This window comes from Luteimonas marina (genome assembly GCF_007859325.1).
In the GTDB taxonomy this organism is placed as follows: domain Bacteria; phylum Pseudomonadota; class Gammaproteobacteria; order Xanthomonadales; family Xanthomonadaceae; genus Luteimonas; species Luteimonas marina.
In genome coordinates, this window is the sequence record NZ_VOHK01000006.1 from 179875 (window position 1) to 196197 (window position 16323).

A 16323-nucleotide genomic window follows, 5' to 3' on the forward strand; every position below is an offset into this window, starting at 1 on the left:
AACAATATACCCGCCGCCGGATCACCCACCTCCGCAATCGGCCGACCCGATCTTCAGCGTCGAGAGGAGCCTTCCAGTGTCCGCGTGGCGCAACGTGAATTCGGTTCCCGCCATTGCCCATGGTCCGGTCGACTGCCTGCCCGTGCCGATGGTGGCAGCGAACAACTGCTCCCTGCCATCGGACGCGAGCACCGACACCGTCACCTGTTTCGCGATATCCGGCGGAACGTCCCACGACAGGTCGACGACGGCGGCCCCGTCCCGCGCGCACAGTGAAGCGGGCGTCGCGGTAAACGCCGCACGCGGCTCCAGCGCGGAGGACTCGACGCCCCTCGCCGGCGGGAGCGCATCCCTGTAGATGTACGCGGTTGTCTTGCGCCAGCCTTGACCAACGGGATACTCCCGCAGCAGCGGCCGTTGCTCCTCGCGCTTGAGGCTCAACCTGTACACATCGCCGACGTCTGTCCCGAAACCCGAAATCTGCTGCGAACCCACGATGTTGACACGGTCGACCGGCACGCCCCAGAAGGCAAGCGCCTGCTTGATCTCGGCACCACCGAGGCGGGGAATCTCGGCAATGATCAGGGCAGACTCGCCCTTGTCCAGGGTCGCGGTCACATAGGGAAGCAGTTCCTTGGCGTGCGTCGGCCTGGACGTCGTGAGCACTTCGGAGTCGCGGTTCACGGACGCAGCCGAGCACGCAACAAGCACGACGCTGCCTGCCGCCAGCAGCCATCGGCCGATCCGGCCCGTTGCGGCGGCCGGGCCCAGCAGCACCAGCACGAGAAGCAGCCAGAACCCGATCCCCTGCCGATAGCCGAGGATGTCGGTGGCATACAGCGGAATCGCAGCGAACCAATCGGGGAAATCCCAGACGAAATCCCGGTACAGCACGCCATGCGCCGCGAAGGCAGCCCCCGCCAGGCACAGCGCACTCACGATCCCCGACAGCAGGCGCAGCCGGCCGACGCCATCGCCGGCCAGCGTATGGACCATTCCCGCCACGAACACGGCCGGGACGAGTTGCATGAAGTAGCGCGCCACGATCCGCTGCGGATCCGGATGGTTCATCGCCAGCTGCACGGAGTGCTGCACGCACACCAGCGTGTAGCCCCCTAGGAACAGCAGGCAGACCAGCACCAGCCGATAGAAGGCGGATTCCCCGGTGAGCCGGAGCGGGTGCCTCACGAGATGGACACCCGCTTCGAGGAACCGGTACAGGAACGGCCCGACCAGGAGGACCATCGTCGACAGGTAGGCGACCGTCCACAGCGCGATGGCGTCCAGCGTGATCGCGTTGCGGTCGGCGAAGCCGTCGTAGACGTCGCCACCAAAGGCAGCCGTGACGCCGATGCCGTTTTCGCCCGCGTACCACACCCATGCCAGCAGCAGCAGCGCGCCCCCCGCGACGCTCGACGCGGCGGGTGGCACGAGGCCTGGCCGCGCCACGCCATTGCGCCACATTCCGTACAGCCAGATCACCCACAGCACCGGCACCGCCGGAAGCGCGAGGTACTTGGTCAGGTAGGTGCCGGCCAGCATCAGCCCGAACACGAACGCGGACAACCAGCCGACGGGCTTCGCGCGCACCGCATACCAGATGCAGAACGTGAACAGCGGCACGAACAGGTTTTCCGCCATCGCCTGCGTCGGGAACGTGAACTGGATCGGCAGCACCGCCGCAATCGCCGCGCTCGGCCACCCCCACTTCGCCCCGCAGGCCTTGGCCAGCAGCCAGCAGGCCGGCACCAGGGTCGAGGTGACCAGTACGTTGGTCAGGACAATGCCGTCGTAGCTGGCGCCACTGGCCACCGCCGGCGCGAGCAACAGCGGATACAGGAAGGGATACTGGGCCGAGGGGTAGTCCCCGTGTCCGGCGAGCGCGTCCGCCCCGAGCTTGTAGAGCAGTTCGTCGAAGAAGATGAGCGGACCCACCGGATCAAGCACGATGTACTTCGCGACCAGGGACAGCAGCGTGATCGCCACCATCGCGGCCACGTCCAGGCGTGAATGGCCGTGGTTCTCCATTCTGGCGGTGGCGTCATGCATCCCGGGCATCCTTGTCTGCGGCGAGTATCGAGGCAAACGTGCCCTCGAACACGCGCCGGGAAAACCTTCGCTCGATGAAGTCCAGCTCCGAGGACGACACCGCGTTCCATGCGCCGTCGTCGGACAGCAACTCCAGCACGTGCGCCGCGAACGCCTCCGGATCGTCGGCGTATCGCATGAATCCCCCGGCCTCGGACAGTCCCTGCATGCCCGTGGGCGTGGTGACGCACGGAACCCCGTGGCGCATCGCCTCGAGCACCTTGCCCTTCATGCCGCCACCGAACCGCAGCGGCGCGATCGCGACGCGGGTCGCCGCGTAGCGCCGTTCCAGTTCCTCGTCGCTGACGAATCCGGTGACTTCGATGCCGTCGCAGGCCAGCTGCAGGATTTCCGGCTTCGGATTCGAGCCCACCAGCGCGAGGCAGACATCCGCCGCCGAGGCCCGGATCAGCGGCAGTACCTGCGACACGAACCACAGCGCGGCGTCGACGTTGGGCTGGTGGGCGAAGCCCGCCACGAACAGGATCCCGGACCGGTCACGCAGGTCGCCGGGGGCCGCTTCCGGAACCGATTCGAAGCCGTAGAGCGGTGCCGTCAGCGCCCGCGCCTTGCCGCGGTTGCTGCGCAGCCAGTCGCGCACGTGGGCGGTTTCGTCCGCCGACGGGTAGACGATGACGTCGGATTTCGCCCACATCTCGTGCTCCAGCGAGCGCAGCCAGCGGGTGTCGATCGCCAGCTGGTCGGAGGGCTCGACCTTCATCTGTTCGAGCATGCGCAGGTGGTGCACGTCGTGCCCGAAGTAGACCACCCGCGATTGCGCGTGCTTGCGGACCGAGTCGATGTACTTCACCGAGATGTGCGGTCGGCTGAGGATCACCGCGTGGAACAGGTCGCTGCGCTCGCCGATCCAGGCGTCGAACGCACCCGCGTACCCGCTGCCGTAGATCACTTCCACGCCCATGTCCTGCAGCAGGTGGACGTAGTCGGGATCGCGATAGAGGTTGTCCGGCCAGAACCTGACGCTGTAGCCCTGGCCGACCAGCACCTCGACCATCTGGAAGATCGCGCGCGAACCGGCGTCCCGGTCCGGCTGCGGGATGTAATGGTCGACGACGAGGATCGCCTTCTTCCCGCGACTGCGGTCGCGCGCGGTTTCGACGTCGACGGCGTTCGGGGTGTGTTCGCGGGCCAGGACGGCGCCCCAGCGTTCCAGGAACTTGCGCTGGTTGACCGGTTGCCAGGATTTCACGCCGGTGGACACGTCCGTCCCGCTCGACACGCCTTCGTGGTGGATGACCACCGAGCGCGGCTGCAGGTAGACCTTGAGGCCCTGCTCGCGGACCCGGAACGCGAGATCTGTGTCCTCGTAGTAGGCCGGCGCGTAGCGCTCGTCGAAGCCGCCCAAGACATCGAGGAACAGCGCGCGCCGCAGCATGATCGAGGCGCCCGAAACGTAGTCGGCTTCCTTGAGGTAGTTGTACTGCGGCAGGTCGGGATCGTCGAGCCGGCCGTAGTTCCAGGCGCTGCCGTCGGACCACAGGATGCCGCCCGCTTCCTGCAGCCGGCCGTCCGGATAGACGAGCTTGGAGCCGACGAGACCGGCATCCGGGCGCCGGTCGAAGACTTCGACCAGGCTGTCGAGCCAGCCCCGGGTGACTTCCGTGTCGTTGTTGAGGAAGTACAGGTAGTCCCCGCGCGCGAGCGTGGCCGCACGGTTGCACGAGCGCAGGAAACCGAGGTTTTCCGGGTTGTCGTGGTAGTGCAGCCCCGGAACGTCGCGCAGCGCCTGGATCGCCGCGTCGCCGGAGGCGTCCTCGACGACCAGGACTTCGTATGCGACCCGCGGGGCGTTTTCCGCGATCGAGCGCAGGCACTGGAAGGTGTGGTGCAGGTTTCCGTACGTCGGGATGATGATGGACACGACCGGATGCGGGCACGGCGGGAACGACAGTTGCTGCAGTTGCCCGGCCGACACCGGCTGTGCAACGGCCGGATCGGATGGCGAATGCGGGGCGGCAGCGGCCGCCGGCGCCGGTGCCGGATCGTGGCGCCGCAGCCACCGGCCTGCCAGGGCGCGCAGGGGCGCCAGCAGTCCGCCCTGTCCCAGCGAGGATGCCCGCAGCGAGGTGATGACGGACGGCCAGTCGCCGCGCGCGATGCGCAACGCGAAACGCAGCGGCCTGGTCAAACGCCACGAACGCGACGTCAGGATCTGCTGCATCTGCACCGATTGCGCCTGGTGCCTCGCGGAGAGGTCGCGCAGCTCCGCCTCCATCTCGCTGCGCCGGGTGGCCAGCTGCCGCAGCCCGCCGATCGCCTGCTCCAGGCTCGCGGTTTCCCCCGCATCGATCCCGGACGCATGCAGCCCGGTCGCGACCGCTTCGCCCCATTGCGCCAGGTGGCGCTCCATCGATGCGGCGCGCTGCCCCATGGCGTCGAGCTCGGCGCTCAGCGATTGCGCCCAGCGCGTGCGCTCGTCGTATTCGGACTGCAGCTCGCCCAGACGCTGCGACAGCGATGCGCGCTCGGCGTCCAGCGATTGCGCCCAGCGCGTGCGCTCGTCGTACTCGGACTGCAGTTCGCCTAGCCGCTGCGACAGCGATGCGCGCTCGGCGTCCAGCGACTGCGCCCAGCGCGCCTGTTCGTCGTATTCGGACTGCAGTTCGCCCAGACGCTGCGACAGCGACGCGCGCTCGGCGTCCAGCGCCTCGCTCCAGCGCGTGCGTTCGTCGTATTCAGCCCGCAGCTCGGCGGCCTGTTCGATCAATGCCTGACGCTCCCGGCCCAGGGTCTCCGCCCATGCCGATCGCTCATCGAACTCCCTGCGCAGCTCCAGATGCTGCACGTCCATTTCCGCCACCCGGGCATTCAGCGCAACGATCAGGTCGCCGCGCTGCTTCACTTCCGTATCCGCGTCCTGCAGCCGCAGCCGAGCCTGCGCAAGCTCCCTGCGCTCGCGCTCGCCAAGCCGGGCGAAATCTTCCAGCGTGTCCGCATACAGGCTTTCGGCGCGCTCGAATTCCGCCCTCAGTGGCGCCAGGTCCCGCCACGGTTGGCGAGAGGAGGTCGCCGCCGCAAACATGCGCTGCACCAGGTCCCATTCGGGCGCCGGATCATCGGCATGCGCATGGTGGCGGTCGGATCGGGAAACAAAGCCCGACAGGGCGGTCCTGGCGTCCGGGGACGCCGGCGGCGGCACCAGGTCGAGGGCGGCAAAGGCGGCATCCAGGGTTTCCCCGGGGGCCTGCAGCAGCGCGTCGTAGGACAGGATGGCCCGCGGCATGCCCCGCGTGGCCGCTTCGGCTTCCAGCAGGTGCTGAATCCACAGCAGGCGCGACAGTCCCGGCGGCCAGTCGTTGCGCGCCGTCAGCGATGCAACGACGTCGCGGGGGTGGCGCATGACGAACAGGGCCGCCGGCCGCACCCCGAGCCGCGCCAGGATCGGCTCCCAGAGGGGAAGCAGCCTGCACAGGCGGGGATCCTTGACCGCCCACAGCGGCAGTCCACCGAACTCTGCGACAAGCAGCGATTCGAGTTCCGACATCGCCCTGGACGCCTCGGGTCCGTCCTGCCACCCCTCCGGCAGGGGCCGCGGATCGTTCCATGACCGCCCCAGCGAAACCAGCAGCCGGTCGTGGATGGCGACGACGCCGGCATGCTCCCAGAATCCCTTGGGGTTGTCGCTCGCGGGCGCGAGCAGGTCTTCGCCCAGGGCAACGCCATGGAGCCGAAGCGCCCCCGCCACCGCGGACGTGCCGCTGCGGTGCATGCCGAGTACCAGCAGCGCCCGTGGTGATGCGGAGTCTGTCGTCATGCGGGAGCCTTCGCTTCGCTGGTCGGTGCGCAGCGGCAAGACGCCCGCCGCGACGGAATCATGCATTTTAGCCGCCGCCTTCCCCCGGGGCGGGCCCGGTCCAGTCGAGACCGTACCTACGGGACTGCTCATCGAGCTCGCGCCTGAACATCCATTCATAGAATCGCCAGCGCAGGCTGCTTCTCGGCAGGGGCGCGTAACCGCCTTCGAAGACCCGACCGTAGGCCGGCCGCGGCGGCGCTTCGATGCCGAGGAAGCGCCAGAGCCGGTCCATCACCGCATCCGGCGTCCGCGCGAGGTCTTCGTTGCGCAGGACGAGCACCTGCTCGGGCGCGAAACAGCGATACAGCACGTCCAGTTGCCGCGCATAGTCCCCGCGCAGGCGATAGCTGTGCTTGCTCAACGGCGAATCGCGTGTAACGTCGTCCCCGTGCCCTCGCAGGCGTCCACGCTCGCGCAACAGCGCCAGCCAGAAGGGCAGATGCTCGCGTCCCTTCGAACGCTCCATGTGGTACTGCGACACGGCGCGCTCGATCGGGTGGCGCAGGATCAGGATCCACTTCATCGCCGGGTTGTAGGCCGCGATCCGGCGCACGAGGCGGGGATGCAGGATGTAGATCGGCGTGGCGTCGCCGAACAGGTCCGCCCCCGGCTCCGGCGCGAAATGCGCCGCATACCGGGCGTCGACCTCTGCCGGGCTCCAGCGCTCGTCGAACCCCGCGTCATCGAACAGGTGGGCTTCCTTGTCCAGCGGGAGCGCCACCCGGGGATGGCAGCCCACGAACCGGGCCAACGCCGTCGTGCCGCCCTTCTGCACGCCTCCGATGACAAAGCTTACGCGCGGCGCCATCGTCATGCCGACGTCCGCATGCGCTGCAGCAAGTCGACCACGTCCCGCTCCTGGTAGAAGCTGCGCCAGCCTCCGCAGTCCGCCAGCAGGCGATCGGCCAGCCGGCTGCACAGCGCCGCGTCGTACAGCCGGCTGGCGTTGCGTTCCTGCAGCGGGAACGGGGCCATCTCCATCCCGACGGCGTCGGCCAGCGCGGCACCTTCCGTCGCCACGACGCCCTCGTAGGCAAGCACCCGTTCGCGGGGCAGGTACCGAAGGTAACGGGAGAACAGCCAGTCGAGGATGCGCAATTGCCGCGCGACGACATCCGCCTCCGCATCCAATGCCCGGGCCAGCGCGGGGTCCAGTTGCTCTCCCGCGGGAAGGCGTCCGTGGGTCACCGGAAGGTCGACCGAATGCCAGGAGGCCAGCACGGCCAGCGGATTGCGCACGATGGCCCAGGTCTCGAAGCCTGCCGCCAGTTCCGGCAGCAGGGCAGTGAACGCCGCATTGTGCTTGATCACCAGGTTGAATCCGGCGGACAGGGGCTTGTCCGGCCGGATCCGGCCCAGCGCCACCCGGTGGCGCCGGCGACCGTCGGCATCGGTCTCGCTCGAGAACGGGTTGTCCGGCACCTCGCCGTCCACCTGCTGGCTCCAAGCAGTTCCATCGCTCAACAGCGAGGCCCTCGCATCGGCGAAGAACCGCGCCACCTGGCCAAGCGCCTGCGCACGTATCGCGGACAGCGCAGTGACGTCCATCGGCTCGAACAGCGCGACCGTATCCGTCGCCTGCCCCAGCATCCTGCAGCACAGCGTGGTCCCCGAGCGCGGCACGCCGGTCAAGGCGATATTGCGCGCGCTCATGCGACGACCTCGTCGAGCAGTCCCGCGAAGGCGGCCCTTTCCGCCGCGAGCGAGTGCCGGGCCACCGTCTCGAAGCCGTTTTGCCGCAAGCGCGCGCGCAGCGGCCGATCGCGCAGCCGCAGGACTGCCGCAGCAAGCGCATCGGGATCCGGCGGCGGCATCAGGCAGTTCCAGCCATCGCGCGCATACTCGCCGCTTCCTCCGCAGGGCGGCATGACCAGCGAACGCCCGAGCGCCAGCGCCTCCAGGCCCGGCAGGAAAAACCCTTCGGTCGGATGCGGCAGGGCCACCACGGTTTCGGCCTCCGCCATCGCGGCCAAGAAGGCGTCGCGCGGCATCCAGCCCGCTTCCAGCCTCACGCTGCATCCGGCGTCGGACAGCATGCCTGCAAGCGCCAGCCCGAGCCCCGGGTTCTTCAGGGCGCCGATGAACACGCCGGCGCCTTCCTGTTCGCCCGCCTGCCTGGACACCGTGAGATCGAGCCCCGCCGGGATCACCCGGACCGGGCCGACGACGTCGCCCGTGGACACGATCGCATCCGCCACGGCCCGGCCGACGCAGATCCGCCAGGCGTTTCTGCCCAGGAACGCCCTCAGCGGCGAGGCCGGGTCGGCATGACGGACGTGCTGCACCAGGTTGATCACGTGCGTGGACGCCGCAGGCACCGTGTCGTCCAGGGCGAGCCAGTCCATGCCGCCGAGGAAGAGCACGTCCGCCTGCGAGGGCCGCCATGTCGCCTCGATCCGCCCGGGCAGCGCGCTCCAGGGGTTGGTCGATCCACGCAGCGAGCCCGGCGTCAGGTACACGCGCGCGTCCCAACCCAGCGCCAAGGCATGGTTGAAATAGTCCCAGACCTTGCCGTGCCCGCCGGTGTAGCCGAGAAAGTCCCGGTGGAACAGCATCCGCCGTCCGCTCATGCGTCGATCCCGATCTCCATCGGCACCGGGAACAGCCCGGTGAAGCGCTCCCTGCTGTCGTCCACGATCTCGAACGACAGCCAGCCTTCCTGCCGCGAGAGCACCACGGTGCGTTCGATCGACGGCGCATCCACCACCCGCGTGCGCAGGCGGTAGATGCCCTGCTGGAACGTCGCGCCCAGCGCAACCCGCACGCATGCCGTGCCATCGCCCGCCGGCAAGGCGACCCGACGCCCCGTCAACTGCAGGCCCCGGCCGTCGAGGATGTCGAAGATCAGCGCCGGGCTGGCGACCCTGGCATCCCGGCGCACGACGAACGACAGCTCCAGCCGCTCGCCATAGCGAACCGCCACGTGGCGGGTGCCGTTGATGCTTGCCTCGACCACGCAGGCATCGTCCAGCCCGTAGCCGCCATCGATCCGCACCAGCGCGTCCGCGCGGCTGTCCTGCTGGATCTCCAGCGCGCGCTTGTGCGTGCGATGCAGGTATTCGGTGATCACCTCGTCGGGCAGCCCCTCCAGCACCACGCGCCCGCGTTCGAGCAGCATCGCGCGATGGCAGAACGCCTTGACCGCATTCAGATCGTGGCCGACGAACAGCAGCGTGGTCCCGCGCGACAGGATCTCGTCGATGCGCGTCATCGCCTTGGCCTGGAAGGCGGCATCGCCGACGGCCAGCGCTTCGTCCACGATCAGCACGTCCGGGTCGGTGTGCACCTGCACCGCGAACGCCACGCGCAGCGCCATTCCCGAACTGTACGTCTTCACCGGCTCGTCGATGTAGTCGCCGATGTCGGCAAACGCGATGATCTCGTCCATGCGCTCGCGGATCTGGAGCGGCGTCAGGCCAAGGATCGCGGCATTCACCTGCACGTTCTCGCGCCCGGTCAACTCGGGGTTGAATCCCGACCCCAGCTCGAGCAGCGCCGCGACCCTGCCGACGATCCGGACCGAACCGGCCGAGGGCTGCAGTACGCCAGCGACGATCTGCAGCAGCGTGCTCTTGCCGCTGCCGTTGTGGCCGATGATGCCGAGCGCTTCACCGCGCCGGAGCGAGAAGCTCAGCGGCTGCAGCGCGTCGTGCAGATGCAGGCGGGCCATCGCCCGCCGGCGAAGCCAGTCCGACAGCCGCGGGGCTGCGGACAGCAGCGCCGAAAGGCGGTACAGCAGCGGGACCCAGAGCCGGCTCGCCGGCGTCGCCCAGAGGCGGTAGGTTTTCGCGATTCCCTGCGCCTGCAGGACCGGCGAACCGGGATCCGGAGTGGTGACGTTGCTCATGAAGCCGGACAGGATACTGGTCGCGCCGGATCCATGCATCCCATGCCGCGGCAGACGGCAGGACATGCCCGCGGCCACCGTGCGGATGGGGCGAGAACCCGAATTCGGGCATCATGTCGCCTTCCCGACCACCCGCCCGAATCGAAATGCTCCTTCCGACGCCCCTCCGTCCGCTCGTCGTCGCCCTGTCCATCGCCGCCCTCGCGGCCGGATGCAATGCCTCCCCGCCGGCCAACGAAGCAACCGGGGCCACCGCATCCAGCGCACCCGAAGAAGTTCGCGAAGAATCCCCCTCGGCGGACCAGCTCGGCATGGCCATGCGCCACTACGGCGAGCTGCTGCGGATGCGGGCGTTGGGGGAGCGCTGCGACTGGATCGCGGCGGCCGAACAGGCCGCCCTGGCGGCGACCATCGACGAGCGTCGTGCATGGCTCACGAGCTGGCAGGCCGATCCGACCAAGGTCGAATCCGAGACGCAGCCGCTGCTCGACAGCGAAGCCGCCCTCGAGTGCGCGGGCCCACCGGCCGGGCGACTGAAGGCAGGCATCGACATGGCCGTCTGGCAGATGCGCATCACCTGGGCGTTGCGCGCGCAGGCCCTGCTCGATGGGCCGGGTCGCCCGGACTGGTTCAGCGGCAGGAGTTCGGTCAACGAGCATCGCGCAGCAGTCGAAGAGGCCGTGGAAGGCCTCAAGACGAACCATCGCGCCGATATCGAAGCCGCACAGCCGGGCTTCCGGCTGGAGGCGGAACGGATGATGCTCGCCGCACGCTGCCCCGGATCGGACCAGGCCTGCCCGAAGGGCGCCGCTGCGGCCCCGGCCCTGCACGACTATGCGGAAGCCTGGGTCAGCGGCGCCGAGGCCTATGCCGCCGTCCTGCCGACCGTCGAGGACAAGGCGGGACAACGTCCGCTGGGCGACTGACCGGGCGTCTGTCGCTTCCGCTGCGGCGTCTTTGCCTGGAGCAAGATGGATCCCCGCGCCCGCGGGGATGACGACCTTTTCAGTATCGCGGACCGTCAAGCCGACCGCGGCATGGCGCCCGCCCCTGCGAAAGCAGGGGGACAAACCTTCGGGAAAGCCCAGCAAAGCCGGGGGCCGGGGGTTCCTGCACGACTGGTGACAGGCGTTTTGGGGATCTTCGCCGGCTTGAGTGGCGAATGCCCTGCCGCGTCGGCAAGCCGGTCCGGGACGGATCGCCGCCGGCAGCCAATGCGTTCAGCGCAGGCCTGTCGTCCGTGCCCGAGTCCGAATCCCTGTCCCTCTCCCTGGCCCTGTCCGAACCCCTGCCCCTGTCATTTCGACCGCAGGGAGAAATCTCCTGTCCGACGCGCGGTAAAGAAGATTTCTCCCTGCGGTCGAAATGACAGGTGGCGTTCCCGGATCGCGGAAACGGGAGTTCGCGGGCCCCGTCCGGTCGCAATCGCATGCGGAACGTCCGCCGGAGGACATCGGCGCCCCGTCCAGGCCGGCCGCCGACACTCCCGGAGCGTCCCCTCGCCCGGGCGAAGCACCAAAAAAGAACGGGCAGCTTGCGCTGCCCGTTCCCTGTTGCTTGGTACCGTCTAGGACGGTCCAACTACCGCTTTGCCCAACACTTATTACAGCTTGCCGGCCGGGGTCAGCCAGGTTTCAGCCTTGGCCGGCGTCAGGTCGGTGACCACGCCCGTGTCGTGGTTGCGGTTGAGCGCCGAACCGGCGAGGTTCGCGCACTCGGCCGTCACGCGGACGTACCAGCGGCCCGTGCCGTCGCCCCACGCACCCGTCAGACCCTTGGCGGCGTTGCCGTTCTCCATGTCGTTCGAGTTCAGGTGGATCGAGGTGTGCGGCGCCAGCACCGCGGTGATCTCCGAGGTGTGCAGGCCGGCGTCGTCCTTCGCGTCGATCGAGATCGGGCAGATCTGCGCGTTGTTGTTGGTCAGGCGCAGGAAGGACTCGGCGCGGACGTTGGCGCCCGGGTTGACGTTCTGGAAGATCAGCGTGGTGCCGTTCAGGCGCAGCGGCAGCAGGCTGAAGTCCAGGGCCGGCGGGTTCACGCGCTGGGTCGGCAGGTTGTAGTTGACCGCAACCGAACCCGACAGTTCCTGCGGGTTGATCTCGTCACCCGAAGCGCCCAGGCACACGTAGAAGTGCGAACCGGCACCGCTCGGCGGAGCCGAGGTCACGTCGTTCCAGAAGCCGCTCGTGGCCGGCGAGGAGAACACCAGGTCACCGGCCGAGGACAGCGCGGCCGCGGCGTTGACGCGCGACGCGCCAGCCGTAGCGGTCGAGCAGTTGGAGGTCTTGTCCAGCCACGCGTTGCCGCCCTCGAAGGACGACAGGTCGTCGCCGCTGACCGTGACCGTGAACACCGCCGTGTTGACGACGTTGTATTCCGGGGTCGCGGCGGTGGCGTTGAAGTTGTTGATGTAGCTTTCCGTGGTGCCGTCGGTCTCCAGCGCCTGCGCGACGTCGACGTTGACGTAGCCGGCATTGAAGTACGTGGCAGCGACGCCGGCGCCGACGGAACCACCCACGGTACCGAACGGCGAGAACTCGGTCTTGCGCGGGTCGGCAGCGACGTCGATGGTCTTGGACGTGTTACCCATGGTGGTGTCGTCCTCGATCACGAGGCCCCACACCGAGCGCGCGATCGTGGCCGACTGCGCGAGGATCTGCTGGCCGGAAGCGTTCTGCACGGTGATTTCCGCACCGATCGCGCTGCCGGTGGCCAGGCCCTGGACGAGGTTGGTGACCTGGAAGCTGTTCAGCGTCAGCCAGCTGTCGCCCGCCGCGCCGATCGTGCCGCCGCCGGTCGCGGTGTACTCGAAGTTCAGCTCCTGGCCGCTGGCGGAGTAGTAGGGCGTGCCCACGACGGTCAGCGGAGCGTCGCCGCCGCCGGTCTGGTCGCCTTCCAGGAAGGTCGCCACCAGCGTCGCCGCCGGGGCGGCCGGGTCGAACTGGGCGCCGGCGGTCAGCGTGACCTTGACGGTCAGGGTGTCGCCGCCAGCGACGGTCACCACGTTGCCCGCGTCGGGCGCGGTCGCCGTCAGGGTCAGGCCGGTCGGGGTTTCGATCGTGGTGCCGTTGTTGACGATCAGGTCCTTGGCGAACGTGATCTGCTGGGAACCGGCGGGGTCGTACACCAGGCTGGCCGCGGAAGCGACGCCGGACAGACCCAGCGCGCCGACCACGGCTGCGGTCAGGAGACTCGTATTGAGCTTACGCATTTTCTTTCAACTCCATTTAGAGGTTGGGCAAACTAATTAGTCTTGAACAAGTAGCTCTTTTACCGGTCACCCGCTCACCCCGGTACCGTTGGGCAAGCCCTCTGGCTACCGGTCGCTTTCGCGAACCCTTGACAAGGTAAAGAAATCCCCTGGAGAGTCCCCCGACTGCAAGAAGCTACGGCGGGCACGTTAACCAACCACTCACACTCCCGTCAAGTACGGTTCATCAAGAATTTGCTGAACGAAGCTGATTCTTTGCCATCAATCACGCCCCCCCGCAAAAGCCCCCCGGAAACGGGTAATCCATGGTCCCTGAGCGGCGCAGAGTGCCCTGTCTGGTCAGGCTCCGCCGCCTCCCTCCCCGGAACAGGCGACGCCCGCGATCTTCAGATGGCGATGTCGTTGGCGCTGGTGATGGCCAGGATGATCCCGATCATGATCAGGCCGATGACCGAACCGATCACGAGGATCGCCACCGGTTCGAGCAGGGCCAGGAACTGCTTCATCCGCCGCCGTCCCGACTCCTCGCACAGCCGCGCCAGGGACTGCAGCATCGCCGGGAGCTCCCCGGAGCGTTCGCCGACGCGGATGAGGTTGTAGCCGGTGGCGGTGAGCGTGGCCTGCTCCTCGAGCGAATCGGCCAGCGTCGCGCCCGCGCGCACGTTGCGCGAGACTTCCTCGAGCCGCGCACGCCGCCCCGGGGCACGCACGCCCGCCTGCGCCAGCGAGAGCGCGTCGAGCAGGGGCACGCGGTTGCCGAGCAGGGTGGCGAGGATGCGCGCCCAGCCGGCGGTTTCCGACTCCACGCGCCATGTGCCGATCACGGGCAGGTGCTCCATGTGTTCGTACGCGCGCGCGCGCGCGGCGGGGTCGCGCAGCGCGCGCCAGGCCATCACCGCGACCGCCGCCAGCCCCAGCAGCAGCAGCCACCAGTATTCCCTGGCCAGCATGCCGGTACTCAGGACCGCCCATCCCAGCCACGGCAGGTCCTCGGCACGCTGAAGGAGCGTGGCGAACTTGGGGACCACGAAGGTGAACATCAGCACGATCGCGCCCAGCCCCGCCGCGACCAGCACCGCGGGGTAGGTCAGCGACTGCCGGATCTCGTTGCGCACGCCCTGGTCGTATTCCATCTGCGCCACCGCGTCCTGCAGCGCGCGGCCAAGCTGGCCGGCCTTTTCGCCGCTGCGCACCAGCGTGCCGACGTACTCGGGCAGCGGCAGCCCGGTCGCCGCCAGCGCCTGCGAGAACGACTGCCCCTGGCGCAGCGCCGCGGACATGCTCTCGAAGGCGGCCAGCAGGCGCGGGTGATGCGCCGACCGCGTCTGCGCGGACACGGCCTCGGCCAGGCCCACGCCCGAGCCGAGCAGCGTGGACAGTTCATGCAGCGCGAGGATCAGGTCGCTGCCCCGCATCCGCCTTTCGCGCAGCCGGTGGCCGATTCCCGGCGCGGCCGGGCCTCCCATTTCCGCCAGCGACACCACCGACAGGCCGCGCCGCTCCAGGTTGCGGGCGGCCTCGCGCTCGCTCTGCGCGGAAATCTCGCCGTCGAGCACGCCGCCGTCGGCGTTGAAGGCCTTGTAGGCGTAGCGCGGCATGCTCAGACCGCCGTCACGCGCAGGACTTCGTCGACCGAGGTGACCCCCTGCCAGGCCTTGAGCAGGCCGTCCTCGCGAAGGAACCGGTAGCCGCGCTCGCGCGCCATGGCACGCAACTGCTGGTGGGTGGCGCCGGCGACCACCGCCTGCTGCATGGCCTCGTCCACCGGCACCAGTTCGTAGATGCCGATCCGGCCGCGATAGCCGGTGTGCTGGCACTGCGCGCAGCCGACGGCCTCGTGCCAGCGCGGCGCGGCGTCACCCAGCACCCTGCCCGCCCAGCCGGCCGCCTCTTCGGCGATGGCCGGCAGCACGTGCGAGGCCGGCTGCGCGCAATGCGGGCACAGCCGCCGCACCAGGCGCTGCGCCTGCACGCCCTTGATCGGGGTGGCGACCAGGAACGGTTCGACGCCCATGTCGATCAACCGGGTGAAGGCGCCCAGTGCATCGTTGGTGTGCACGGTGGACAGCACCATGTGGCCGGTCAGGGCGGCCTGGATGGCGATTTCGGCGGTTTCGCGGTCGCGTATCTCACCCACCATGATCACGTCGGGGTCCTGGCGCAGGATCGAACGCAACACGCTGGCGAAGTTCAGGCCGATGTCGGCGTGGGTCTGGATCTGGGTGATGCCGGGCAGCTGGAATTCGACCGGGTCCTCGACGGTGATGATCTTCTTCAGCCCGTCGTTGCTCGCCGCGAGCGCGGAATACAGGGTCGTGGACTTGCCCGAACCGGTCGGGCCGGTCACGAGCACGATGCCGTGCGCTTCGCGCGTCCAGTCCTGCAGGATCCGGAGGTGGTCGGGCGCCATGCCGAGGCGGTCGAGCCCGAGGTCCCTGCGCTCCTTCGGCAGCAGGCGCAGGACGATCGATTCGCCATGCACGCCGGGCAGTGCCGACGCACGCACGTCCATCGCCTGTCCACTGGCGCGCACGCTCAGGCGCCCGTCCTGGGGGAGACGGCGCTCGGCGATGTCCATCCCCGAAATCAGCTTCAGGCGGGAGGCCACGGCATTGAACCGCTCGCGCGGGAGCCGCAGGCGCGTGTAGAGCACACCGTCGATCCGGAAGCGCACCACGAACTGGTGTTCCTCCGGCTCCAGATGGATGTCCGATGCGCGCTGTTCGACCGCCTGCGACATGAGGCTGTTGACCAGTTCCACCACCGGGGCTTCCTCGGCCAGTTCGCGCAGGTGGCGGACGTCGTCGCCGCCCCAGTCCTCTTCGCGTCCGGCATGGGCCAGTGCATCCAGGCTTCGCTCAAGCGCCTGCGCCGGGACCAGCGCATGGCGGAACTCGCGCAGGGGGAACAAGTAGGCGAGCGTTTCCTGGAGCTCGGGCGCGAGCGGGTCGCGGGCGGTGCACCATGCCTGGCCTTCGGCATCCTCCCAGAGCAGGACCCCCTGGTCCTGCATCCAGTCGATCGAGACCTCGGCGCCTTCGGGAATCTTCCATTCGCCGGCCGACACGGGCAGCTCCAGGTCCGTGCCCACGACCGGCAAGCCCAGCTGTTCGGCCAGCGCGCCGAGCAACTGGTCCTCCGACAGGGCGCCGATCCGGACCAGCAAGCTGCCGATGCGCGCGTCCACGCCCTGCTGAAGCTCGAGCGCGCGCTCCAGGTCGACGGGCCTGATGGCACCACGCTGCAGGAGCATTTCACCCAGCAACGGGAACTTGGTGGAGGGGGCGGTCATGGGCATCTGGTTCTGGAATCGCTCCCGGCAGGAGCCTGCGGGCATCTGCCACCATTCTGGCAGACGCG

At 68.8% G+C, this 16323-nt stretch carries 10 protein-coding genes; 1 reads left to right on the top strand and 9 read right to left on the bottom strand.

The annotated features are described in order from the left end of the window. Positions 1–21: 21 nt before the first annotated feature. The 6 genes from FQY83_RS14700 to FQY83_RS14725 form a co-directional block, all read right to left on the bottom strand. A complete protein-coding gene (locus tag FQY83_RS14700; RefSeq protein WP_146388730.1) occupies positions 22–2049 on the bottom strand; it encodes a hypothetical protein in 2028 nt (675 codons plus the stop codon). Further along, positions 2042–5863 (bottom strand): glycosyltransferase, encoded by a 3822-nt coding sequence (locus FQY83_RS14705; protein WP_158636524.1) that lies wholly within the window; start codon positions 5861–5863, stop codon positions 2042–2044. The genes FQY83_RS14700 and FQY83_RS14705 overlap by 8 nt, the downstream gene beginning before the upstream one ends. Before the next feature lie 67 nt (positions 5864–5930). Beyond that, positions 5931–6713, bottom strand: a complete 783-nt coding sequence (locus FQY83_RS14710; RefSeq protein ID WP_158636525.1) for a sulfotransferase family protein — start codon at positions 6711–6713, stop codon at positions 5931–5933. Between the two features lie 2 nt (positions 6714–6715). Continuing rightward, on the bottom strand, positions 6716–7558 hold the full coding sequence (locus FQY83_RS14715) for a hypothetical protein (RefSeq protein WP_146388733.1): 843 nt from the start codon (positions 7556–7558) through the stop codon (positions 6716–6718). After that, positions 7555–8475 carry a glycosyltransferase family 4 protein gene (locus FQY83_RS14720; protein WP_146388734.1) on the bottom strand — a complete coding sequence of 307 codons (921 nt, stop codon included), beginning with the start codon at positions 8473–8475 and terminating at the stop codon, positions 7555–7557. Before FQY83_RS14720 ends, FQY83_RS14715 begins: the two co-directional genes overlap by 4 nt. After that, positions 8472–9752 (bottom strand): ABC transporter ATP-binding protein, encoded by a 1281-nt coding sequence (locus FQY83_RS14725; RefSeq protein WP_238333511.1) that lies wholly within the window; start codon positions 9750–9752, stop codon positions 8472–8474. Before FQY83_RS14725 ends, FQY83_RS14720 begins: the two co-directional genes overlap by 4 nt. Positions 9753–9898: 146 nt before the next feature. Between FQY83_RS14725 and FQY83_RS14730 the strand changes: the two genes are divergently transcribed. After that, positions 9899–10678 (top strand): hypothetical protein, encoded by a 780-nt coding sequence (locus FQY83_RS14730; protein WP_158636526.1) that lies wholly within the window; start codon positions 9899–9901, stop codon positions 10676–10678. A gap of 677 nt (positions 10679–11355) precedes the next feature. Here FQY83_RS14730 and FQY83_RS14735 read toward each other — a convergent pair. The 3 genes from FQY83_RS14735 to FQY83_RS14745 all read right to left on the bottom strand — a co-directional run bounded on the left by FQY83_RS14735 (position 11356) and on the right by FQY83_RS14745 (position 16255). Then, positions 11356–12963: a hypothetical protein gene (locus tag FQY83_RS14735; RefSeq protein WP_146388736.1), complete on the bottom strand. Its 1608-nt coding sequence runs from the start codon at positions 12961–12963 to the stop codon at positions 11356–11358. A 386-nt stretch (positions 12964–13349) separates the two neighbouring features. Beyond that, on the bottom strand, positions 13350–14561 hold the full coding sequence (locus FQY83_RS14740) for a type II secretion system F family protein (RefSeq protein WP_146388737.1): 1212 nt from the start codon (positions 14559–14561) through the stop codon (positions 13350–13352). A 2-nt stretch (positions 14562–14563) separates the two neighbouring features. Next, positions 14564–16255 carry a GspE/PulE family protein gene (locus FQY83_RS14745; RefSeq protein WP_146388738.1) on the bottom strand — a complete coding sequence of 564 codons (1692 nt, stop codon included), beginning with the start codon at positions 16253–16255 and terminating at the stop codon, positions 14564–14566. Positions 16256–16323 lie beyond the last annotated feature (68 nt).